The organism is Sulfurovum sp. AR (assembly GCF_000296775.1).
In the GTDB taxonomy this organism is placed as follows: domain Bacteria; phylum Campylobacterota; class Campylobacteria; order Campylobacterales; family Sulfurovaceae; genus Sulfurovum; species Sulfurovum xiamenensis.
On the sequence record NZ_AJLE01000002.1, the window covers coordinates 50,426 to 70,276 of the forward strand.

General features: G+C 38.4%; 25 protein-coding genes. 23 read left to right on the plus strand and 2 right to left on the minus strand.

Features of this window, described 5'->3' with window-relative positions:
* Positions 1 to 6 precede the first annotated feature (6 nt).
* From SULAR_RS01845 to SULAR_RS01875, 7 genes are all read left to right on the plus strand, one after another.
* On the plus strand, positions 7 to 957 hold the full coding sequence (locus SULAR_RS01845; RefSeq protein ID WP_008242402.1) for a DUF523 and DUF1722 domain-containing protein: 951 nt from the start codon (positions 7 to 9) through the stop codon (positions 955 to 957).
* Positions 954 to 1,823 carry a hypothetical protein gene (locus SULAR_RS01850; RefSeq protein ID WP_008242403.1) on the plus strand — a complete coding sequence of 290 codons (870 nt, stop codon included), beginning with the start codon at positions 954 to 956 and terminating at the stop codon, positions 1,821 to 1,823. The genes SULAR_RS01845 and SULAR_RS01850 overlap by 4 nt, the downstream gene beginning before the upstream one ends.
* A gap of 29 nt (positions 1,824 to 1,852) precedes the next feature.
* On the plus strand, positions 1,853 to 3,208 hold the full coding sequence (locus SULAR_RS01855) for a deoxyribodipyrimidine photo-lyase (RefSeq protein WP_008242404.1): 1,356 nt from the start codon (positions 1,853 to 1,855) through the stop codon (positions 3,206 to 3,208).
* Positions 3,209 to 3,216: 8 nt separating this feature from the next.
* Complete coding sequence (gene pdxH, locus SULAR_RS01860) at positions 3,217 to 3,855, plus strand: pyridoxamine 5'-phosphate oxidase (RefSeq protein WP_008242405.1); 639 nt, start codon at positions 3,217 to 3,219, stop codon at positions 3,853 to 3,855.
* A gap of 138 nt (positions 3,856 to 3,993) precedes the next feature.
* The gene (locus tag SULAR_RS01865) at positions 3,994 to 4,977 is read left to right on the plus strand and encodes a DUF2156 domain-containing protein (RefSeq protein WP_037999865.1); all 984 of its coding nucleotides are present in this window, start codon (positions 3,994 to 3,996) and stop codon (positions 4,975 to 4,977) included.
* A complete protein-coding gene (locus SULAR_RS01870; RefSeq protein ID WP_008242408.1) occupies positions 4,974 to 5,417 on the plus strand; it encodes a GNAT family N-acetyltransferase in 444 nt (147 codons plus the stop codon). Before SULAR_RS01865 ends, SULAR_RS01870 begins: the two co-directional genes overlap by 4 nt.
* Entirely contained in the window at positions 5,398 to 6,048 is a 651-nt protein-coding gene (locus tag SULAR_RS01875) for a hypothetical protein (protein WP_008242410.1), read from the plus strand. The genes SULAR_RS01870 and SULAR_RS01875 overlap by 20 nt, the downstream gene beginning before the upstream one ends.
* Positions 6,049 to 6,059: 11 nt before the next feature.
* On the opposite strand, the gene SULAR_RS01880 is transcribed toward SULAR_RS01875, so the two are convergent.
* The gene (locus SULAR_RS01880; protein ID WP_008242411.1) at positions 6,060 to 6,953 is read right to left on the minus strand and encodes a metallophosphoesterase; all 894 of its coding nucleotides are present in this window, start codon (positions 6,951 to 6,953) and stop codon (positions 6,060 to 6,062) included.
* Positions 6,954 to 7,147: 194 nt separating this feature from the next.
* Between SULAR_RS01880 and SULAR_RS01885 the strand changes: the two genes are divergently transcribed.
* The 6 genes from SULAR_RS01885 (at position 7,148) to trpB (ending at position 11,677) form a co-directional block, all read left to right on the plus strand.
* A complete protein-coding gene (locus tag SULAR_RS01885) occupies positions 7,148 to 8,578 on the plus strand; it encodes an SDR family oxidoreductase (RefSeq protein ID WP_008242412.1) in 1,431 nt (476 codons plus the stop codon).
* Positions 8,579 to 8,681: 103 nt separating this feature from the next.
* Positions 8,682 to 9,230: a lipocalin family protein gene (locus SULAR_RS01890; RefSeq protein ID WP_008242413.1), complete on the plus strand. Its 549-nt coding sequence runs from the start codon at positions 8,682 to 8,684 to the stop codon at positions 9,228 to 9,230.
* Entirely contained in the window at positions 9,220 to 9,585 is a 366-nt protein-coding gene (locus SULAR_RS01895) for a sirohydrochlorin chelatase (RefSeq protein ID WP_008242414.1), read from the plus strand. The genes SULAR_RS01890 and SULAR_RS01895 overlap by 11 nt, the downstream gene beginning before the upstream one ends.
* A gap of 58 nt (positions 9,586 to 9,643) precedes the next feature.
* The gene (locus SULAR_RS01900) at positions 9,644 to 10,186 is read left to right on the plus strand and encodes a flavin reductase family protein (RefSeq protein WP_081501814.1); all 543 of its coding nucleotides are present in this window, start codon (positions 9,644 to 9,646) and stop codon (positions 10,184 to 10,186) included.
* The gene (locus SULAR_RS11085) at positions 10,183 to 10,353 is read left to right on the plus strand and encodes a hypothetical protein (RefSeq protein ID WP_155993677.1); all 171 of its coding nucleotides are present in this window, start codon (positions 10,183 to 10,185) and stop codon (positions 10,351 to 10,353) included. Before SULAR_RS01900 ends, SULAR_RS11085 begins: the two co-directional genes overlap by 4 nt.
* Positions 10,354 to 10,468: 115 nt before the next feature.
* Positions 10,469 to 11,677 (plus strand): tryptophan synthase subunit beta, encoded by a 1,209-nt coding sequence (gene trpB / locus SULAR_RS01905; RefSeq protein ID WP_008242419.1) that lies wholly within the window; start codon positions 10,469 to 10,471, stop codon positions 11,675 to 11,677.
* On the opposite strand, the gene SULAR_RS01910 is transcribed toward trpB, so the two are convergent.
* Positions 11,655 to 12,113: an SRPBCC family protein gene (locus SULAR_RS01910; RefSeq protein ID WP_008242421.1), complete on the minus strand. Its 459-nt coding sequence runs from the start codon at positions 12,111 to 12,113 to the stop codon at positions 11,655 to 11,657. The genes trpB and SULAR_RS01910 overlap by 23 nt on opposite strands.
* 150 nt (positions 12,114 to 12,263) lie before the next feature.
* Here SULAR_RS01910 and SULAR_RS01915 point away from each other — a divergent pair, with 150 nt between their 5' ends.
* The 10 genes from SULAR_RS01915 (at position 12,264) to SULAR_RS01960 (ending at position 19,821) form a co-directional block, all read left to right on the plus strand.
* Positions 12,264 to 13,031 (plus strand): SDR family oxidoreductase, encoded by a 768-nt coding sequence (locus SULAR_RS01915; protein ID WP_008242424.1) that lies wholly within the window; start codon positions 12,264 to 12,266, stop codon positions 13,029 to 13,031.
* 10 nt (positions 13,032 to 13,041) lie between these two features.
* Positions 13,042 to 13,464, plus strand: a complete 423-nt coding sequence (locus SULAR_RS01920) for a nuclear transport factor 2 family protein (RefSeq protein WP_008242426.1) — start codon at positions 13,042 to 13,044, stop codon at positions 13,462 to 13,464.
* A gap of 4 nt (positions 13,465 to 13,468) precedes the next feature.
* Positions 13,469 to 13,759 carry a hypothetical protein gene (locus SULAR_RS01925; protein ID WP_008242428.1) on the plus strand — a complete coding sequence of 97 codons (291 nt, stop codon included), beginning with the start codon at positions 13,469 to 13,471 and terminating at the stop codon, positions 13,757 to 13,759.
* Positions 13,756 to 15,024 carry an MFS transporter gene (locus SULAR_RS01930; RefSeq protein ID WP_008242430.1) on the plus strand — a complete coding sequence of 423 codons (1,269 nt, stop codon included), beginning with the start codon at positions 13,756 to 13,758 and terminating at the stop codon, positions 15,022 to 15,024. The genes SULAR_RS01925 and SULAR_RS01930 overlap by 4 nt, the downstream gene beginning before the upstream one ends.
* A 25-nt stretch (positions 15,025 to 15,049) precedes the next feature.
* A complete protein-coding gene (locus tag SULAR_RS10990; RefSeq protein ID WP_238536350.1) occupies positions 15,050 to 15,475 on the plus strand; it encodes an isoprenylcysteine carboxylmethyltransferase family protein in 426 nt (141 codons plus the stop codon).
* Positions 15,476 to 15,557: 82 nt separating this feature from the next.
* A complete protein-coding gene (locus SULAR_RS01940; protein WP_008242435.1) occupies positions 15,558 to 16,073 on the plus strand; it encodes a lipocalin family protein in 516 nt (171 codons plus the stop codon).
* Positions 16,070 to 17,305 carry an NAD(P)/FAD-dependent oxidoreductase gene (locus tag SULAR_RS01945; protein WP_008242437.1) on the plus strand — a complete coding sequence of 412 codons (1,236 nt, stop codon included), beginning with the start codon at positions 16,070 to 16,072 and terminating at the stop codon, positions 17,303 to 17,305. Before SULAR_RS01940 ends, SULAR_RS01945 begins: the two co-directional genes overlap by 4 nt.
* Positions 17,302 to 18,042: a DUF1365 domain-containing protein gene (locus SULAR_RS01950; RefSeq protein WP_008242440.1), complete on the plus strand. Its 741-nt coding sequence runs from the start codon at positions 17,302 to 17,304 to the stop codon at positions 18,040 to 18,042. Before SULAR_RS01945 ends, SULAR_RS01950 begins: the two co-directional genes overlap by 4 nt.
* 1 nt (position 18,043) lies before the next feature.
* A complete protein-coding gene (locus SULAR_RS01955) occupies positions 18,044 to 19,270 on the plus strand; it encodes a cyclopropane-fatty-acyl-phospholipid synthase family protein (protein WP_008242442.1) in 1,227 nt (408 codons plus the stop codon).
* Complete coding sequence (locus SULAR_RS01960) at positions 19,267 to 19,821, plus strand: DUF3833 domain-containing protein (RefSeq protein WP_008242444.1); 555 nt, start codon at positions 19,267 to 19,269, stop codon at positions 19,819 to 19,821. The genes SULAR_RS01955 and SULAR_RS01960 overlap by 4 nt, the downstream gene beginning before the upstream one ends.
* Positions 19,822 to 19,851: the final 30 nt, after the last annotated feature.

Below are 19,851 nucleotides of genomic sequence, written 5' to 3' on the forward strand. Positions count from 1 at the left end.
TGACTTATGAAAATAGCCGTATCAGGATGTTTACTAGGGGAAGAAATACGTTATAGCGGCGGACACAGTCTTGATCGTTTTGTGACCCAAAGTTTAGGAAAGTATGCCCAGTTCGTTTCATTTTGTCCCGAACATTTAGCATTCGGTACGCCTAGATCAACGATAAGACTGGTAGAAGATGAGAATGAAGGCTATTATGTGCAAAGCAGTGATGAAGAGGTCGATGTTACTGAGAAGCTTTTAGATACCAATAACTTGGAACTTCAAAAAATTCAGAATGAACCAATACGGGGTATCATATTCAAGTCCAAATCTCCTTCTTGCGGGCTCGGAAGTGCCATGGTTTACAGGTCGAACGGCTACTCCAAAGAGAAAGATGACGGTCTTTTTGTAAAGATGTGTAAAGAGCATTTCCCTTTACTGCCCATGGAAGAGGAAGGAAGACTGAATGACCCATGGTTACGCGAGAATTTCATCATGCAACTTTTTGCTTACGATGATTTCGAAAATTTTAAGGCTTCAAACCCCACTATGAAAACATTGGTATCTTTTCATCAGAGCTATAAATTCATGCTACAAGCAAAAAATGAAATGATGTATCGTGAACTGGGACAAATTGTAGGTAATCATGAGGGGTTACCATTTGATGAAATATTTAGACAGTATGAGATCCTATTTAAAACAGCTATCGCGCAAAAAAGTTCTATAGGTAAGAACAGAAATGTCCTGGAGCATATGGCCGGCTTCGTGAAGGACAAAGTAAATCAAGTAGAAAAAGAGATGCTTCATGAACAAATACATGATTATGCAAACAAAATAGTACCTCTGATCGCACCACTAAGCAGACTTCATATGTTTGCAAAAGCCTATAATGTAGAGTATCTTTTGGATCAAAAATTTCTTCATCCCTATCCTAAAGAGTTGGCACTACGTTCAGATATAAGGAGTGGAAAATGAAAGGTCTTACCTTTCTCGCACTAGTTTGTAGTTCATTATTGATCGCTGAAGAGCAAAAACTGTCACTGCTTGAAAAAATTGCACAACCAAAAATAACTTTTCAAAGTGATTTTCTTTCGGATGCCAAATTTGAAGGGTATGAGGGCAGTGTGAAGACATATAAACAAATGATCCAGATCAATAATGAGATTGTGGGCTTTAGTTATAGCCGTTGGGATTTTGACTGGAGCAACGAGAATGATCTCCCTTTTTACAAAGGTAAAACACCTATAGATGCTATGAATCGTTTCAAGCTTTATACAAATTTCCCTTTACATATCAATGATAAATGGTTCATGCTTAATTCAGTCAATGTCAATTCAACCTATGAAAAAGAGATGAGTCATTCTTTGGGTGCAGGTATTACAAGTTTTTTTTCCTATAAAGTGGATGATAAACATACGATCCAGCTTGGTGCTTTTGCAAATTATCACTCTGTGAAAACACTTGTGTTACCAGTGCTTGGGTATTCTTATCGAGCGAGAGCAACAGATGGTTTAAAAATGGTCATTGGATTTCCAAGAGCCTATGTAGGCTATCAGATCACTCCAGAAGTTTTAATTAATGCGGGTATGGTCTACTCTCAGGCAGTGATACGTCTTGCAGATGACAGCGGTATTGAGCCAGGGGGCTATAGCGAAGCAAAAGATTTTCAGGCAAACCTAGGATTTCGGTACGAGATCAATCAACACTTTGAATTAAGTACAGATCTTCTCTATGCATTTAAACGTGATTTTACCATCTACAACCATAATGCTGATGAAGTAGACAGTTATAGTATCGAACCCTCTTTGGGTGGTATCATCAAGTTAAAATATCTTTTTTAAAGAAGTTATGAGGAGAGTAGGTAATATAGATGAAAAGGATTCTCTGGTTCAGGCGTGATCTAAGAGTAGAAGACAACCCTATACTCTCATTAGGTGGTGAGGTACTGCCTATTTTTATCTTCGATACACAAATACTCAATGCACTTCCTAAAGATGATAAACGTGTCAGCTTTATTTTTGACAGGGTGATCAAGCTCAAAGAGTCACTAGAAGACAAAGGTTTAGACCTCAAAATATTTTGGGGTGATCCTGTAGAGATATTTAGAGTATTAGAGGCACAAGGTTTTGATGAGGTGGTTGCCAGTGGAGATTATGACGCCTATGCCAAAGAGCGTGATATAAGGGTTTCTCATCTTCTTCACTTCCGCTATATGGATGATACCTATATCTTTAAACCTGAAGAGATACTCAAAGATGATGGTACACCTTATCTGGTCTTTACTCCCTTTTATAACAAGGCTAAAGCACTTTTTTCTAAAGAACATCTTCGAGAGTATACGTTTGGAGAACATACGCTCTATAAGACTTCGTATGAAGGTATCACCAAAATTGATGATAAAGAGGAGATCCTGCCTTTAGATATTGATTCGATAGGATTTAGAGAAAATCTTCCCCGCATCGATCAGCTCGAAACGAAACTAAAAGCCCTGAAAGATAATCTTTCCATCTATGCCAAGGAGAGAGATTATCTTGATAAAGAGGTGACTTCACATCTCAGTATCGACCTTCGTTTTGGTACGATCTCTATACGAAGTCTGTTACGCTTTTTGGTCGAGCAGAAAAACAGAGGTGTGGATACGGAACCTTTTTTCAGACAACTCATTTTTCGTGATTTTTATGCTTATTTGCTCTTTCATTTTCCTGATCTAGCGTGGGAAAACTATAAATACAGATTTAACGGCATAGAAGATGAAGAAAAATACAGTGCATTTTGTGAAGCCAGAACAGGAGTACCCGTAGTGGATGCAGGGGTAAGAGAATTGTTGCAAACAGGTTTGATGCATAATCGTGTACGTATGATCTGCGCTTCATTCTTTACCAAGGATCTGCTCTTGCCATGGCAGTGGGGAGAAAGTTTTTTTGCGAAGTATCTGTTGGATTATGACGCTGCATCCAACATACTCTCTTGGCAATGGAGTGCAGGTACAGGTATAGACCCTCAACCGTATTTCCGTATATTCAATCCCTATCTGCAGAGTAAAAAATTTGACAAAGAGGCACGCTATATCAAAAAGTGGATACCCGAACTCAGAGACGTAGATGCAAAAAAGCTTCATGATGAGAGCTATCTGCTAAACTATAGTATTAAAAAGTATCCCAAACCGATAGTCGTACATAAAGAGGCTTCACAACATGCTTTGGCATATTTTAAACAGAGACTTTAGGAGGTAGCATGTTAGATTTGCAAGAGATGCGTACAGAATATATACAAGCGACACTCGATGAAAGTACGGTACCTGAAGATCCTTTTATTCTTTTTGAAACGTGGTTCGCACAAGCAGTCGAGACAGAGGTGAAAGATCCAAACAGTATGATATTGGCTACAAGCTCGAAAGAGAATATTCCAAATATACGTACCGTACTTTTAAAGATATTTGATGAAAAGGGGTTTGTGTTTTTTACGAACTATAACAGTGTCAAAGCCAAGGAGATAGAAGAAAATCCTCATGTCGCACTGGAATTCTTATGGTTGGATCTCGAACGCCAGGTACGTGTGATAGGTACCTGTGAAAAGATCAGTACGTCTGAGTCTATGTCATACTTCATGAAGCGTTCTCGAGGTAGTCAAATAGGTGCATGGGTGAGTAAACAAAGTTCGGTCATCTCTTCACGGAAGATGCTTCAAATGCAAATAGAAAAAATGAAACAAAAGTTTGCTAATGGTTCCATCCCACTACCTGATTTTTGGGGAGGCTACAGGGTCATACCCTCACAGATAGAATTTTGGCAGGGCAGAGCGAACAGACTGCATGACCGTATCCTCTATACGAGAGAAAACGGTGGATGGAAGATAGAAAGACTTGCTCCTTAGAATACTGTTTTTTAATAGGTTATTATCCAGTAAAAACAGGAAAGAAAAATATTTTTAATTTCTCAAAAAAATTGTTGAAAATTTGATGCAAATCCGAAAAAAAGGAGTAAAATTCGAAAAAATACTTCGGAGAAAAATGTGTCAACTTTGACCGTGAGCAACTATACCCTAAAACACTTTGACCTGAGAGCAAAAGAGCACATGGATAGATACCTTAAAGTGGTCAATGCAGATATCAGTGACTATACCTTTGCAGGTAATTACATCTGGCTCTCTACTGCCACAGGATTTTATGCCATTGTGAATGATACCTTTTGTCTGTTTATCCTAAATTCAGGTGAACTTTCCATGCTCCTTCCGCCTTTGGGAAAACAGGAAAATACCTATGAAGCGATGCTGCAATGTTTTGAGATCATGAATGCACATAACAGCAATAGGCAGTACTCTAAAATAGAATATATCCATGAGAATATGCTTGAAGGATTTGTGGATTACCTTGAAGAGGGCACAGTGATCTTTGATATGCTCAAAGACTTTATCATCGAAAAGAAGCTGGTGGACTATATCTATAAAGTGGATAATCTTATTGAACTCAAAGGGGATCAGTACAAATCAAAAAGAAATGAGATCAACAAATTTCAGAAGGTCTACACCAATCACAGGGTTGAGATCATAGATATCGATAAACATCGGGAAGGGATAACACATCTTTTTAACAAATGGGTCAAAGACAGGACAACCTATATGCCAAAAGAAGAGGTCGAAACTTTTTTAGACGGTATTTATTTTGAGAGATTTGCCATCAAACGGCTATTGAATGATTATAAAAATCTCGATGTGGTAGGCATGGTGCTTTATATAGATGATGAGATCAAAGGCTTTACCGTTGGTGAGAGGATCAATGAACAGACATCCAGTGTGATCATTGAAAAGACTGATTTTGAGGTACTGGGATGTGCCCAGTTTATCTTTAGAGAGTTTACCAAATATCTCAAAGAGATCTATCAAAGTGAATATATCAATGTAGGCGATGACATGGGGTTTGAAAATTTGAAAAAAGTGAAAATGTCCTATCGTCCTGATAAGCTGATCCCTAAATATACGATTTATCAGAAACAATGATCATTCGCGCTACTCAAGAGCATCTCAATGCATTGGTTGCATTGGAAAACAGCCTCTTTCCCAAAGATGATTTTCCTTTGAGCAGGGGTTCGTTCTCCTATCATATCAAAAAGAACGATTTGTTCGTTTTTATGCACGAAGGGGAAGTAGCAGGGTATATCCTTTGGCTCAAAAGAAAAACCTATTACCGTCTTTATTCACTGGGTGTCTCTGCGCAGTGCAGGGGGAGAGGTGTCGCACAAATGCTCCTTGCATATTCTTTTGGACTTTTAAAATCTCCTAGTTATACGCTGGAGGTCAAAATGACCAATCAAAGGGCCATATCACTTTACGAGAAGTTCGGTTTTAGAAAGCAAAAAATACTAAAGAATTATTATCCAAACAACCGTGACGGATATCTTATGAGAAAGCAGGAGAATGATGAAATTAAGAAATTATAAGTTTATACTTTATGAGATCAATCAAAGTACATTTTTGTATCTGCAATCTTTGGCGATATTGCTGATCACCTATATTGATTGGACACTCATGCCCTATGTGACAAAGCTCGAAGGTACCTATCTTCCTGTGTATATGATTAGTTTTTTTATGCTGATAGGTGCCCTTGACGGTATCATACAACCTCTGTTCAAGCATATCAGGATATACAAGATCTATCTTTTTTCCATCGTGCTTGATGTGATACAGATAGCAAGCTATTCTTTATACCTTGTTTCCATTGAACTCTTTACCTATGTGATCTTGGCCATTTTTACGATTCAGGGGATTACCTTTGAAGTGGCCAGGGTGCATACGGTTGATTTCATGAAGGATGAATCTATTGATCTGAAAGAGTATTTGATGATACGGTCATTTATCATTTCTCTGGCCATCATATTGGGTGGGGTGAGCGCTATGCTGTTTGACTCTCTTGATGTGCCTTTACTCTATATCCTTAGTTATTTAACACTGTTAGCTCTGTACGGTATCTATCTACAGTATAAATTGTACCAGATCTTTAAAAAAAGAATTTTTTTGTCGGATATAGAACTGGAGCAGGATAAAAAAGAACTTTTTGAAAAATTCAGATAATCCGGGTTTGGCTAATGCTTTCCTAGTATCTTCTTTGCCTGTTTGACAAAGAGTTGCTTTTTTTCCAGCATATTCTCTATCTCTTGTTTGCCGACATCACCAAATCTCTTTACAATGTACTCTGCAACCTCGGTGGAGACAAGGTCGAAGTCTGTAAAAAGTGCGTCTATGTGCATACGCAGATTACTGATCGTATGTTCATCTTGTGGCAGATCAATATGGGCAAGCTTCAACTCTTTGATACTGTATTCAGAATCTCTGGGATCCATTGTCTCCTGATAGGTTTGCATGGTTCCTAGTTGTATGGCTGTAAGTTTTTTTCCATAAGAACACCCTGTATCAATACCATAAAAATTTTCTTCTGATATAACTTCATCAAAGACACAATGCCCGAAAATATTGATTACCTCTTCATTTTTAATTTTCATGCCATCCTCATATCTGTTGAGTAAATAGTCATTGTAATAAACAGGGTTGTTTCGGTGTTCATAAAATGGCAATGCAAAACCATGTGTTATGAAATATCTATCTATTTGTATATACATAGGTAGGGTTCTGATCCACTCGAGATGGGAGAGTATTTTGGTATGATCACCTTGATAACTCTCAAGGGTAACCATCCCACCGTAGCGTTTGTCTGAACTCCATGGACCGTGTTTGTTGTGAAAAATCGCATCTTCCAAGTAGGTATCCATGAGATGTTCATGATTCCCTTTGACACAAGCATAACCTTTTTCAATGACAAAATCGATAACATCTTTTGAGAAGTTACCTTTATCACACAAATCTCCAACAAATATGAGTTCAGCACCTCTTGGAAGACGTGCAATGAGGTTTTGTAAAGTATATAAGCATCCATGTACATCGCCTACAACATATATATTTTCGATTTTTAAGTCGTCCATAATGTATGCCTCCTTTTTTATCTGATTATAATGTGATTTCATCTACTTTCATAGTAAAAAGATGTCAATTCATTATAATACAGATGATGAACAGTCATAAGAACACTATGAATAATAATTTGTTTAGACTATACTTAAGCATAAGATATATGTATTTTATACAGTGCTTGTTATAATGTTAGAAAGGATACATGATGAAAGTTCTGCTTACAGGTGCAAACGGGTATATAGGAAGACGCCTCAAACAAACGCTTTTAAATGAAGATGTATTCTTACGCCTGCTTGTGCGTAATCCTAAAAGTCTTGATTCTAATCTAAATGCTGAAATAGTACAAGGTGATACTTTTGATATGGACTCTTTGGAGCGTGCACTTGAGGGCATTGATGTTGCCTACTATCTCATACACTCTTTGCAACACAAAAACTATAAAGAACTTGACAAACAAAGTGCGCAAAATTTTCTGGATGCAGCCATCAAAAAAGGGGTTAAACGTATCATATACCTGGGTGGACTTGGTGTGAAAGAACATGCAAGTGAACATCTTTTAAGCCGAATAGAAACAGGAGAAATACTTTCAAGCAGACCTGACAAGATAGAGACCATCTGGATACGTGCAGGGGTGATCATAGGTTCAGGAAGTGTCAGTTTTGAGATCATCAGGCATGTTACAGAAAAACTGCCTATCATGGTCACACCTAAATGGGTCAATACCTTAGCACAGCCAATAGGAGTAGATGATGTCATTGCCTACTTGAATGCCTCAAAGGATCTTAGTATAGATGGCAATCTTGTAGTGGATATAGGCAGTGAGAAGATGACCTATAAAGAGATGATGCTAGCTTGTGCCAATGCACTGGGTCTTCGACGCTGGATCTTTCCGCTTCCTATACTGAGCATTAAATTCTCTTCTTATTGGCTGAATCTCTTTACCCCTGTACCTTATACGGTTGCACGTCCACTTATAGAAGGACTATCGTCTGAAGTGCTCATACAAAATGACAATGCCAAGAGGTACTTTAGTCATATACACCCTATGAAATTTAATGAAGCAGTTAAAAAAGCGATCAAAGAGATGGAAGAGAATCAAGTTCTCAGTCGATGGAGTGATGCGAGTGGTGGACAGGACATGTGGGAGAAACAGCATAAACATGACCCTGCATCAGCAGTTTTGATGGATCGTCAGTCTATAAAGCTGCGTGGTATTCCAAAAGAGACAATATATTGCACTTTTTGCTCCATAGGTGGGGAAGAGGGATGGTTCGGATATGATTGGCTTTGGGAGATCAGAGGCTGGATGGATAAAATGATCGGTGGTGCAGGATTGAACAGGGGACGAAGAGACTGTCGACAACTTAGAATAGGAGAGAGTGTGGATTTCTGGAGGGTTGAAGATTTGAGTGTCAATGAAAGACTGCTTCTCTATGCACAAATGAAAATTCCGGGTAAGGCTTGGCTGGAATTCAAGATAAAAGGGGATGAGCTGGTGCAAACTGCTTATTTTTCTCCACGTGGACTATGGGGCAGACTCTATTGGTATATTCTTACTCCTGTGCATTATTTAGTATTTCGTAATATGATAAGGTCCATATTAAAAAAAGCACAAAACGATGAACAGACAAAATAAAACTATGAATACGTTGATAGAATGGCTAAAATAAAATAAATGGATTTACTCATACTTTATGTTGCAGGAATACTGTATTTCACTATTATAGAAAAGGATAAACATGAAAAAATTACTATTATCACTCGCACTCTTATTTGCGTTATTATTGACAGGGTGTGAAGAGAAAAAACCAGAAAAAGTAGCACCCGTTGAAAATTTCAAACTCACCGAGTACCTTGGAACATGGTATGAGATAGCAAGATTGGAACACAGATTTGAAAGGGGTATGGAAGCGATATCGGCAACCTACAGTATGAGAGAAGATGGTGGGGTTAAAGTACTCAATAAAGGATATAAAACACAAGAGAAAGAGTGGAGTGAGGCCGAAGGTAAAGCGTACTTTGTAAAAGATCCTGACAAAGGCTTCTTAAAAGTATCCTTCTTTGGGCCTTTTTATGGCTCCTATATCGTGATGGATACAGATTATGAAACTTACACGATGATCAGTGGACCAGATCTGAGTTACTTCTGGATACTCTCTAGAAAACCCACACTTGATGAGACAACACTGAAGAGACTTTTAGCGCAAGCAAAAGAAGCCGGCTTTGATACAAGCAAACTGATCTATCCGGACCAAAGTATGAATACAAGTAGGAATAATGACAAATAAAGCACTCATCATCGTAGCACATGGAAGCCGAAAAGACTCTTCCAATGAAGAGGTCAAGGCACTTGGAGAGAAAGTAAGATCCCTACAGATTAAAAACTATGCATTTGTCATGACGGCATTTTTGGAGTTTGCTGCGCCTTCTTTGGAAGAGAGTATGCTCTCCTGTGTTGAGAAGGATGCCAGTGAGATAGTCATCTTACCTTACTTCCTGGCTTCGGGTAACCATGTTACCCGAGATATCCCTGAAGTGGTTCATAAGATACAGGCATTATACCCGCAAGTAAAAATAACACTCAAAGAACATGTAGGCAGTTCCTCTGGTATGGTGAAGCTTCTTAGCGATATGGCAGAGTAGATATTTAGTATGAATTGACATAATTTCTATACGAAATACTGTTGTATCAGTATAAAATATGAGAAAAAATGAGGAACCAATGTTTAAAACCTATGATACTTTAGAACAAGCAACACACGCACAACCAAGAGTCACGGCTTTGCTCGCCTGCCAAGATAATCTCATGCCGGCTTCATGGCATATGCCTATCTCTAAGTCACCTTTTCGTTATGCAGTGGCGGTACGTGAAGAGAACTACACGCATGCACTACTGGAAAAACATCGAAGCTTTACACTCAATTTTTTACCATTTGATCATTATGAAACTATCAATATTTTGGGGAAAATACATGGTGACAGTGAAGATAAATTGGCTAAAAGTGGATTAAAGGTTGAGGGTAAAGATAGCCATGAAAATGTATTACTCAGTGCTTCAGACTTTATCTATGAATGTAAGGTATGTGATACTTATAAAAATGGTGATCATACCATTTTTATAGCAGATGTCACCAAAATATATGTGAATGATAAGCAAAGTGAGAAGCCTATGCTATTTTCTGGTCGTGGGAAGTATGGGACAGTGGAAGAGACATTTACATTATCAAAAAGGAGTATAAAATGACTTTAGAAGAAATTGAATTTGAATTGGAGCTAGCAGGGTTGAGTAGAGAACAACAGATCAAATTAATATCATCGATTAAAAGAAATGGTTTTGATGCAAAAACAGTGGATAAAAAATTACAACTTATGGGATTTGAACCGATCTTCACTATTTATGATGAAGATTGAGAAGATATCTATATAAAAAAACTAAGTGCAAAAAAGTGAGTGTATTTTTTAATCGACATAAATATACTACGAAAACTTTTTTAAACTGTATAGTATAGGTTATAAAGGAGTTTTCATGAAACCGTATATACCAACAGAATTTAGTTTTGACCCGGATGAAAGAGGCCACTTTGGCAAGTTTGGAGGCAGATATGTACCTGAGACACTGATGCCCATACTTATTGAACTTGATGAGGTCTATAAACAATACCGTTTTGACAAAACCTTTTGGAATGAGGTTAATGCACTCTACAAAGACTATGTAGGACGTCCATCCCCTTTATATAAAGCACAGAACATCAGTGATGAAATAGGTGCAGAAGTCTATCTGAAACGTGAAGATCTCAACCATACAGGTGCACACAAGGTGAATAACACCATTGCCCAGGGTCTTTTGGCTAAGCGTATGGGGAAAACGAAGATCATTGCTGAGACGGGTGCAGGACAGCATGGCGTAGCTACTGCAACTGTCGCAGCACTTATGGGTCTTGAGTGTGAGGTTTTTATGGGTGCAAAAGACGTAGAGCGCCAACAGCTCAATGTCTTTCGTATGAAACTGCTTGGAGCCAAAGTACATGCAGTGGAATCCGGCAGTAAAACACTGAAAGATGCGATGAATGACGCTATAAGACACTGGGTCACCCATGCCAGAGACACTTTTTATGTTATAGGTACCGCTGCAGGCCCCCATCCCTATCCTTTGATGGTACGTGATTTTCAGGCCATCATTAGTTATGAAGCCAAAGCACAACTCTTAGAACAGGCGAATACGCTGCCTGATTATGTCATTGCCTGTATCGGTGGCGGATCCAATGCATTAGGTATGTTTGCCCACTTTATAGAAGAAGAAAAAACAGAGTGCATTGGCATAGAGGCAGGAGGAAAAGGATTGGATAGCGGGGATCATGGTGCTTCTCTGGCATTAGGTAGACCCGGTGTTCTTCATGGACAGTTGAGTTATCTGTTGCAAACAGATGACGGACAGGTAGAAGAGGCTTATTCTGTCTCTGCTGGGCTTGACTATCCGGGGATAGGTCCTGAACACTCATTTTTAATGGAGCAGGGCAAAGTGATCTATGACTCTGTTACCGATGACGAAGCGATGGATGCCTTTGTATGGCTTAGCCGCACTGAAGGGATCGTTCCGGCATTTGAAAGTGCCCATGCCATCGCCTATCTTAAAAAAATGCCTAAAGAGAAGATCAAAGATAAAACAATTATCATCAGCCTTTCTGGAAGAGGAGATAAAGATATGATACAGGCTATGGAGATTTTGAAGCTATAAGCTCTTGAGTCTTTTGATGTCTGTAGGCAAACATTTTTTTCATATCTCGTTTGATCAGCCATACAATAGCTGTAGTCAGTGGCTCAAAAGGCAGCGAAAAAGTAATTTCGTCCCGTAGTACACTGTGTGAATCATCCACTTGTATAAAGTGATGTTCATGCCTGAAGCTTTTAAAGGGTGACTGTGTTGCTGTATCAATGATAAGATCCGGATATTCTACTTTTTCAAATGTCAGTTTCCAGACAAAAGAAAACCATCCTTTTTTAATGCGTAGCACGGCTTTATTTCCCTCTTTCAAAGGTGTATCAAGTTTGAGTATCTCAAGACTGGTATCTTTGGGTGTAATCAGAGGAAGATTCTTTGTGTTTGCATGAAAGTCAAAAAGGGTTTTGACACTGCATGGTATTGGAGTTTCAAATATTAGTGTATGTTTCATATTTGCATTATGTCATGGGATATAAATCTTTTGTATAACCTTTTTGTCAATTCATTATTTTTCAATCGACAATAAATGACTACAAAGATAGGTATAAAAATCATAAACTTACATAAAGATGAAAATAAAATCTCATAAAAGGAACCACAAATGAAAAAGCGCATCTGGATTGTCGGTGGAAGCAGTGGGATTGGACTGGAACTTGTAAAAAAGTGGTTACAAGAGGGTATGTATGTTATTACCAGTGCCAGAAAGGCGAGCAGTACAAAAGAACTTTTAACGCTCAAACAAATTTATGAAGAACAACTACAGATCGTAGACATAGATGTGACCTCTATAGCATCTGTAAAAAAAGCTGTACCTCAAGCATGGAAACGTTTTGAGGGTATCGATATATGGTTCTATAATGCAGCAGTCTACGAAGTGATGTCTACAGAAGAGTGGGATGTTGAACATTTTGAAGCGATGATGCAGATCAATTATATGGGAGCAGTACGTGTGATGAGTGAACTTTTACCATATTTTGAAAGAAAAGGGGAGGGAAGGTGGATATGGAATGCCAGTCTCTCAAGCTACTTTGGCCTTCCTCTTGGAGGTGGGTACAGTGCACCTAAAGCGGCATTACTGAATTTGGCTGAGTCTCTACAGCCTGAGTTGAATGTCAAGGGTATAGAACTTCAGGTGATCAATCATGGTTTTGTGAAAACAAGACTGACACAGAAAAACAGTTTTGATATGCCAGAACTTATGACACCTGAAGAAGCAGCAGAAAATATTATCAGAGCGACAAAAAAACCATATCGTTTTGAGATACATTTTCCGTTTAAACTCTCTACCTTTTTGCAGGTATTACGCTTGATTCCCTACAGGATCTCTTTGGCATTGACTAAAAAGATGCTGCCTAAAGACATTTCGTAAGGATGCTATGATGAACCAAGAGAAATTGAGCCATTATTTTGAAACACTGAATGAAGGTGTTGACATTGAAGATTTTCGTACTATCTATGATGATGCTGTTGTTTTCAAGGATCCCTTCAATGAAGTAAAGGGTATACGAGCAGTATATGAAGTATTTGAACATATGTATCAGACTCTGGATAAACCAAGATTTATCATTAAAGAATACATAGACAAACAAAATGTGGCCTACGTCAAATGGGATTTTACCTTTGCATTTAAAGGTGAAAAGAATGAAAACAGGTTTGAAGGGGTAAGTCGCTTGCAAATAAATAACCAAGGAAAGATTATATCGCATGTTGACTTTTGGGATGCGGCTGAGCATATATATGAAAAGATGCCTGTAGTAGGGTCTGTTCTTAGATTGATCAAGCGCAAGATTTCGAGAAGTTGACCTTATGCAAAACTCAAAAACCTTAGGAATATGTGCTACCTGTTCTCGTCATACAGCATTGACAAAACACCACCTTATACCGAAAAAAAGACATAAAAAAATGAAAAACAGTTCTATCAATGAATTGCTTGATGCGGTTATTTATGTATGTCGTACCTGTCATAACGGTATACATGATTTGTATGATGAACATACCCTTTCTAAAGAGTTTAATACACTTGAAAAACTCTGTGCTGATGAGAGATTGCGTAAACATTTTATGTGGGTATCAAAATGTAAAAAGGGTGTACAATGAAACAAGAAAAACTTACATATTTTACATTGATCTCCTACGCTTCAACTGCAATACCCCTTGCTATGTTAGGACTTCCACTGTATATCTATCTGCCTACCTTTTATTCACAGAGTGTAGGAATAAGTGTAACACTAGTAGGTCTTATTCTTTTTTTTGCACGACTCACGGATGTTATTACAGATCCACTGGTAGGACTTTACAGTGATAGACTTCAAAGCAGATATGGGAAAAGAAAACCTTTTATACTTACAGGTTCCTTGATCTTAGTTGCAAGTTTTTATGCACTGATACATCCACCTGAAAATCAGACTGAACTATGGCTTTTTAGTTTTTCAATATTGGTTTACTTAGGATGGAGTATTGTATCCATACCCTATCTTGCATGGAGTGCCGAGATCACTTCAGACTATCATGAAAAGACCCGTTTGAGTGGAGCAAGAGAGCTTTTTACTATACTCGGTGCATTGGCAGCACTTCTTATACCGTACCTTTATAGTGTTTCAGAATCCGCAGATAAAAGCCTGAGTATCTTATATACTGCATTTCTGATAGCACTCATTTTGATGCTTCCTCTTACCCTTACGGGTATTAAAGAAAGTAGAGTAAAACCTACTAAGCACATTACATTTAGAGAGGTTAAAACACTCTGGCAGAAAATACCTGCACTTAGCCGACTGCAATCAGCTTTTACACTTAACTCACTGGCAAATGCTCTTCCTGCAACACTTTTTTTGTTTTTTGTTCAGCTTGTCTTGGAAGAAGAATCAAAAACAGGTCCACTGCTTTTACTCTATTTTGCTTCAGGTATAGCAGGCTTACCTTTTTGGACTATGTTAGCCAAAAAGATAGGCAAACGGAAAAGCTGGCTGGGTTCTATGTTACTTGCTTCTACTGCCTTTGTCTTTGTTCCCTTTCTCGGTAGTGGCGATCTTGTATGGTTTGCATGTATTACTTTCGTCTCAGGGCTCTCTTTAGGTGCAGATATGGCATTGCCATCTTCCATTCAGGCAGATGTGGTACAAAAGATAGAAAAAGAAAAATCTTCTTATGCCGGCATACTGTTTGGAATCTGGGCTATGTTGACCAAGTTTGCACTTGCACTATCTGTGGGTATAGGGTTTGTCATATTAGGGGCAGTGGGGTTTGATCCTCATGAACCTACACCATTGGCACTGACTACACTTGCCTTACTCTATGGCGGTGCACCGGTTTTTTTCAAAATGATCGCGTTTTGGATTATGAAAGATTATCGTGAAACAGTCTAACCTTAGTCCTTCAATTTTATTTTTAATGACATTTATTTTAGGTGTATATCTTTCGTGGATTCAACCTTTGAATTTTAAACTTTATATAGATAGTGATAGTGATGTAATACGATTTATAGGGCTAATTTTACTTTTCGTTAGCCTGATACTCACTATCTTGGCTTATAGAATGTTTAAAAATCATTTCACCCCTCATGCCCCCTTTTCTACACCTACGGTACTTATAGACAGCGGTGTTTTTGCTATGAGTAGAAACCCTGTCTACTTGGCATTGGTATTGTCTCAATTTGGTTTGGGTTTTGTATTAGATATGGTGTGGCTTTTGCCTTCTGCTCTGATTTTATGGATTACCCTTTATTACCTGATTGTACCAGATGAAGAAAAGATTTTAGAAAGCCTATTCAAAGAGAGATATACACACTACAAACAACACACACGTCGCTGGTTTTAATCAACTGACAAAATAACAATACAAAAAGATTTAAAAACAGCATAAACTACAGTTAGAGTAAAAAACTGTAAAGGAGCTAGAGATGAAAAAATTGTTATTTATTTTATTTTCAACATTTTTGTTTTCTAACGCCCCTTTGCCTGTACCTCATGTAGACGTTAAAGCGTTTAGCGGTCTATGGTATGAAGTAGCAAGAACTTATAACAGTTATCAAAAAGATTGTGTTGCATCGTCGGTTGAATATGCATTGCAAAACGACAGTACTTACAAAGTTTTCAACCGATGTTTTGAAAATATCATAGGTGGAGATCTTATAGAGTACAAAGGTACTGCGGAGCCTAAGAATGGAAACTCTATGTCAAAGATAGACATGACCTATTTTTATATTTTTACACGTGAATACCGTGTTATTTACTTAGAAAAAGATTACTCTGCTGCAGTGGTAACAGATGAAGAGATGGATCAGGTCTGGGTGCTGAGCAGAAAGCCTCAGTTGCCAAAAAGAAAACTCAAGAAGATTCTATCGAAACTTGAAAAAAAGATGGATGTGAAGAGACTGATCTTTACACCACAAGACAAAAAAGGACGTTACAAATGAAAATTGCAGTACTTGGAGCAGGCATCAGCGGTTTGGGTTCTGCCTATCTTTTAAGCCAAAAACATGAAGTAGATCTGTATGAAAAAGAAGGACGTCTTGGAGGACATGCACGTACTACCATGGTAGAGGAAGATGACAAACGTTTTGGTGTTGATACAGGTTTTTTGGTATTCAACCATGAGACCTATCCGCTTTTGACCAAACTCTTTTCAAAACTGGATGTCAAGATAGAAAACAGTGACATGAGTTTCGGTTTTTGGGACGAAGTATCCAATACGGCCTATAATGGTCAATCTCTTAGTGGTCTATTCTTCCAGAAAAGAAATCTTTTTTCATTGTCTCACTACAGAATGATAGCCGATATTATGCGGTTCAATAAAACGGCTAACATCGATATAGACGAAAATAGTTCTGCACTAGATGGTACTCTTGGAGAATATCTTGAGTCCTATTCGAAGGTATTCAAAGAACGTTATATCATACCGATGGGAGCTGCTATCTGGTCAACACCGAGTGACAAAATGCATGATTTTCCTGCAAGGACTTTTGTACAGTTCTTTAAAAACCACGGACTGCTTGGTGTTACGACACAGCATCAGTGGCTTACTGTAAGCGGAGGTTCAAAAAATTATGTAGAGAAGATTAAAGCGCACATTTCAGGAAAGATCATTTTGAACAGTGATGTGGTGGGTATTAAGCGCCATGATGACTATGTGATACTTCTCCATCAAGACGGGAGTGAGAGCCATTATGACAAAGTAGTCATGGCAATGCATGCACCTGAGGCATTAGAGTTGCTACAGGATGCCACAGCTGAAGAAGAGGAGATACTTTCTGCTTTCCCTTACAAGCAAAACGATGCACTACTGCATAATGACAGTAAGGCACTTTACCCGGACAAGAAGATCTATGCAGCATGGAACTATAAAACAGGTGGGAAAGAGAATGCCGTGACACTCTCTTACTGGATAAACAGGCTGCAAAATCTTGACAGTAAGAAAGAGTATTTTGTCTCTTTGAATGAAACTTCAGAGCTGGAAAATGTGATAGAACAGATCTCTTATGCACATCCGCAGTTTGACAGCAGGGCGATCATGATGCAATCCAGACGTGAAGAGATCAATGGTCAGAACCATACGTACTATGCGGGTGCCTACTGGCGTTACGGTTTCCATGAAGATGGACTCTGGAGTGCCAACACGATAGCCCAGAGCTTTGGATGTGCATTATGAGCCATAGTTTTTTTGAAGGAACGGTCTATCATAAACGGTATACACCAAAGGTTCATGAATTTACCTACCCCTTCTATCTGTTGGATATCGATCTGAGCTTACTGAATACACTGAAAAACAAGCTTTTCTCATTCGAAGGGGTGAACCTTTTTTCTTTCAAAAGTAAAGATCATTTTGGCCAAAGTGAAGATTTTAAGCAGAATGTAGAAGCATTACTCCAGAAGTTTGAACTTACACCTAGTGAAAATATGCATTTTATGACCCTTCCAAGAGTTGCAAATTTTGTATTTAATCCTATAAGTGTACTGATACTTTTTAATGAGAAGACACCAACACATCTTTTTGCTGAAGTACATAACTACAACGGTGGGAGAGTCGTCTACCCTGTGATATTAGAGACAAAAAAGAATGATGTCTATGAAGGCAAAGTAATGAAAGATATGTATGTTTCTCCTTTTTTGGAAACGAAGGGAGAGTACCGATTTACACTGCAGTATCAAGAGACAAAAATGTCACTGAAAGTGGATCTCTATGAAGAAGGAAACAAAAAACTGACTGCTTCTTTCAGAGGCAGAGCAAAGCCCTTTAAGAGTACAACGGTTGTAAAACTGTTTGCACGTCACTCTTTTTTAACATTTTGGGTGGTTACAAGAACATTGTGGCAAACCTTAAAGCTTTGGCGAAAAGGATTGACCTGGTATTCGCCAACAGCAGCAGATCAAATAAGGAGGTATTGAAATGAAAGGATTTTGGAACAAATTCGGAGACAGATATTTAAAGCGTATTGAACAGGGAACACTGAAAGTAATCTACAGTGACGGAACCAAAAAAATCTATGGAAACGGTGAATCTCCAAAAACAAGTATGATCATACATGACAGCCGCTTTTTTAGACGTCTTGCACTTTATGGTGATATAGGATTTGCAGAGAGTTACATGGACGGTGATTTTGAAACTACCGACCTAACGAACCTGATCAGTATTGCACTGCTGAACTCAAAAGCATTGGCAGCAAAAAGTGAAGATAAAAGCACTAACCATTTTATCAACCTATTGCCTCAGCTCAACAAGATAAAGCACTGGATGCGTAAAAACTCTAAAACGCAGTCACAAAAAAATATCTCACAGCACTATGACCTCTCTAATGATTTTTTTGAATTGATGCTGGATGATACGATGATGTATTCCAGTGCAGTATTTGAACACCCGGAAGAGTCACTGTATGAAGCACAACAAAGAAAGATCAAACTGCTTTCAGACAAGCTACGCCTTAAGCCGGGGGCTAAAGTACTTGAGATAGGTTCGGGCTGGGGAGCAATGGCGATTCACCTGGCCAAAGAGAAACAGTGCGAGGTGACAACAGTTACACTGAGTAAAGAGCAAAAAGCACTTTGTGAAAAGCGTTTTAGAAAAGAAGAGGTCGATAACCAGATAGAGATCCTGCTTAAGGACTACAGGGATCTTGATGGCACTTTTGATGCCATCATTGCAGTAGAAATGTTTGAAGCAGTCGGAAAAGAATATTTTGATGTTTTTTTCAAAAAATGCGAATCACTCCTCAAGCCTTCAGGTGTAATGGTGATGCAGGTTATTACTATGCCAGATCAGCGCTATGATGCCTATAGTAGAGGAACCGACTTTATCCAGAAGTATATTTTCCCGGGAGGACATTTGCCAAGTGTCAGCAAAATACTTCAAACAACGACAAATCACACCCGTTTAAATCTTTTACATATGGAAGAGTTTACAGAAGATTATGCGAAAACTCTAAGATTATGGCATGATGCGTTCAGGTCCAAGCTTCATAAGGTTAAAGAACTCGGATTCGATGAATACTTTATACGGATGTGGAAAATGTATCTTTGTTACTGTGAAGCAGCATTTTTAACGCGAAATATCAATTTGGTACAAGTGGCTTTTACCCGTGATCAGAACATACATTTGAATAAAGGATTGGTAGCATGAAACTCAAATCTATTTTAACACTTGGAATATGCGGACTCTTAACAGGGTGTGGCAGCAGTATGAAGATTGATGATTTCTCCAACACTACACCTGAGTTCATCCCTCAAAAGTATTTTAACGGACCAATGACCGCATACGGTATAGTGAAAGACAGAGATGGAAAGATCATTAGGCGTTTCAAAGGAAAACTAGTAGGAAGCTGGGACAAGAATGGTGTAGGTACCCTGGATGAGAAATTTGTCTATGATGATGGAGAAACACAGACACGTGTCTGGACCCTGACACCTACTGGAGAGAAAACCTTTACAGGCACTGCCGGAGACATTGTTGGTGAAGCGCAGATGATTGCAAAAGGCAATACAGTTATGATAGACTATACGATGCGTGTCCCGTACAATAAGTCAACGATAGATATCAATGTACGTGACTGGCTGCATCTTCAAGAAGATGGTGTAATTTTAAATCATTCTAAAATGAAAAAATTCGGTTTTGAAGTGGGTGAACTGGTGATCACAATCATTAAAGATTTTCCTGCCGATGCAATGGATTAAAGGAGACAGTATGTTAAAAGGTATCTTATC

Excerpts from the sequence above, each read along its gene's own strand:
- SULAR_RS01850 (WP_008242403.1), top strand. The coding sequence starts at position 954 with ATGAAAGGTCTTACCTTTCTCGCACTAGTTTGTAGTTCATTATTGATC.
- SULAR_RS01880 (WP_008242411.1), bottom strand. The coding sequence starts at position 6,953 with ATGGACGACTTAAAAATCGAAAATATATATGTTGTAGGCGATGTACAT.
- SULAR_RS01885 (WP_008242412.1), top strand. The coding sequence starts at position 7,148 with ATGAAAGTTCTGCTTACAGGTGCAAACGGGTATATAGGAAGACGCCTC.
- SULAR_RS01890 (WP_008242413.1), top strand. The coding sequence starts at position 8,682 with ATGAAAAAATTACTATTATCACTCGCACTCTTATTTGCGTTATTATTG.
- trpB (WP_008242419.1), top strand. The coding sequence starts at position 10,469 with ATGAAACCGTATATACCAACAGAATTTAGTTTTGACCCGGATGAAAGA.
- SULAR_RS01900 (WP_081501814.1), top strand. The coding sequence starts at position 9,644 with ATGAGAAAAAATGAGGAACCAATGTTTAAAACCTATGATACTTTAGAA.
- SULAR_RS01955 (WP_008242442.1), top strand. The coding sequence starts at position 18,044 with ATGAAAGGATTTTGGAACAAATTCGGAGACAGATATTTAAAGCGTATT.
- SULAR_RS01870 (WP_008242408.1), top strand. The coding sequence starts at position 4,974 with ATGATCATTCGCGCTACTCAAGAGCATCTCAATGCATTGGTTGCATTG.
- SULAR_RS01950 (WP_008242440.1), top strand. The coding sequence starts at position 17,302 with ATGAGCCATAGTTTTTTTGAAGGAACGGTCTATCATAAACGGTATACA.
- SULAR_RS01910 (WP_008242421.1), bottom strand. The coding sequence starts at position 12,113 with ATGAAACATACACTAATATTTGAAACTCCAATACCATGCAGTGTCAAA.
- SULAR_RS01920 (WP_008242426.1), top strand. The coding sequence starts at position 13,042 with ATGAACCAAGAGAAATTGAGCCATTATTTTGAAACACTGAATGAAGGT.
- SULAR_RS01940 (WP_008242435.1), top strand. The coding sequence starts at position 15,558 with ATGAAAAAATTGTTATTTATTTTATTTTCAACATTTTTGTTTTCTAAC.
- SULAR_RS01895 (WP_008242414.1), top strand. The coding sequence starts at position 9,220 with ATGACAAATAAAGCACTCATCATCGTAGCACATGGAAGCCGAAAAGAC.
- pdxH (WP_008242405.1), top strand. The coding sequence starts at position 3,217 with ATGTTAGATTTGCAAGAGATGCGTACAGAATATATACAAGCGACACTC.
- SULAR_RS01960 (WP_008242444.1), top strand. The coding sequence starts at position 19,267 with ATGAAACTCAAATCTATTTTAACACTTGGAATATGCGGACTCTTAACA.
- SULAR_RS01915 (WP_008242424.1), top strand. The coding sequence starts at position 12,264 with ATGAAAAAGCGCATCTGGATTGTCGGTGGAAGCAGTGGGATTGGACTG.
- SULAR_RS01855 (WP_008242404.1), top strand. The coding sequence starts at position 1,853 with ATGAAAAGGATTCTCTGGTTCAGGCGTGATCTAAGAGTAGAAGACAAC.
- SULAR_RS01845 (WP_008242402.1), top strand. The coding sequence starts at position 7 with ATGAAAATAGCCGTATCAGGATGTTTACTAGGGGAAGAAATACGTTAT.
- SULAR_RS01875 (WP_008242410.1), top strand. The coding sequence starts at position 5,398 with ATGAAATTAAGAAATTATAAGTTTATACTTTATGAGATCAATCAAAGT.
- SULAR_RS01930 (WP_008242430.1), top strand. The coding sequence starts at position 13,756 with ATGAAACAAGAAAAACTTACATATTTTACATTGATCTCCTACGCTTCA.
- SULAR_RS10990 (WP_238536350.1), top strand. The coding sequence starts at position 15,050 with ATGACATTTATTTTAGGTGTATATCTTTCGTGGATTCAACCTTTGAAT.
- SULAR_RS01925 (WP_008242428.1), top strand. The coding sequence starts at position 13,469 with ATGCAAAACTCAAAAACCTTAGGAATATGTGCTACCTGTTCTCGTCAT.
- SULAR_RS11085 (WP_155993677.1), top strand. The coding sequence starts at position 10,183 with ATGACTTTAGAAGAAATTGAATTTGAATTGGAGCTAGCAGGGTTGAGT.
- SULAR_RS01945 (WP_008242437.1), top strand. The coding sequence starts at position 16,070 with ATGAAAATTGCAGTACTTGGAGCAGGCATCAGCGGTTTGGGTTCTGCC.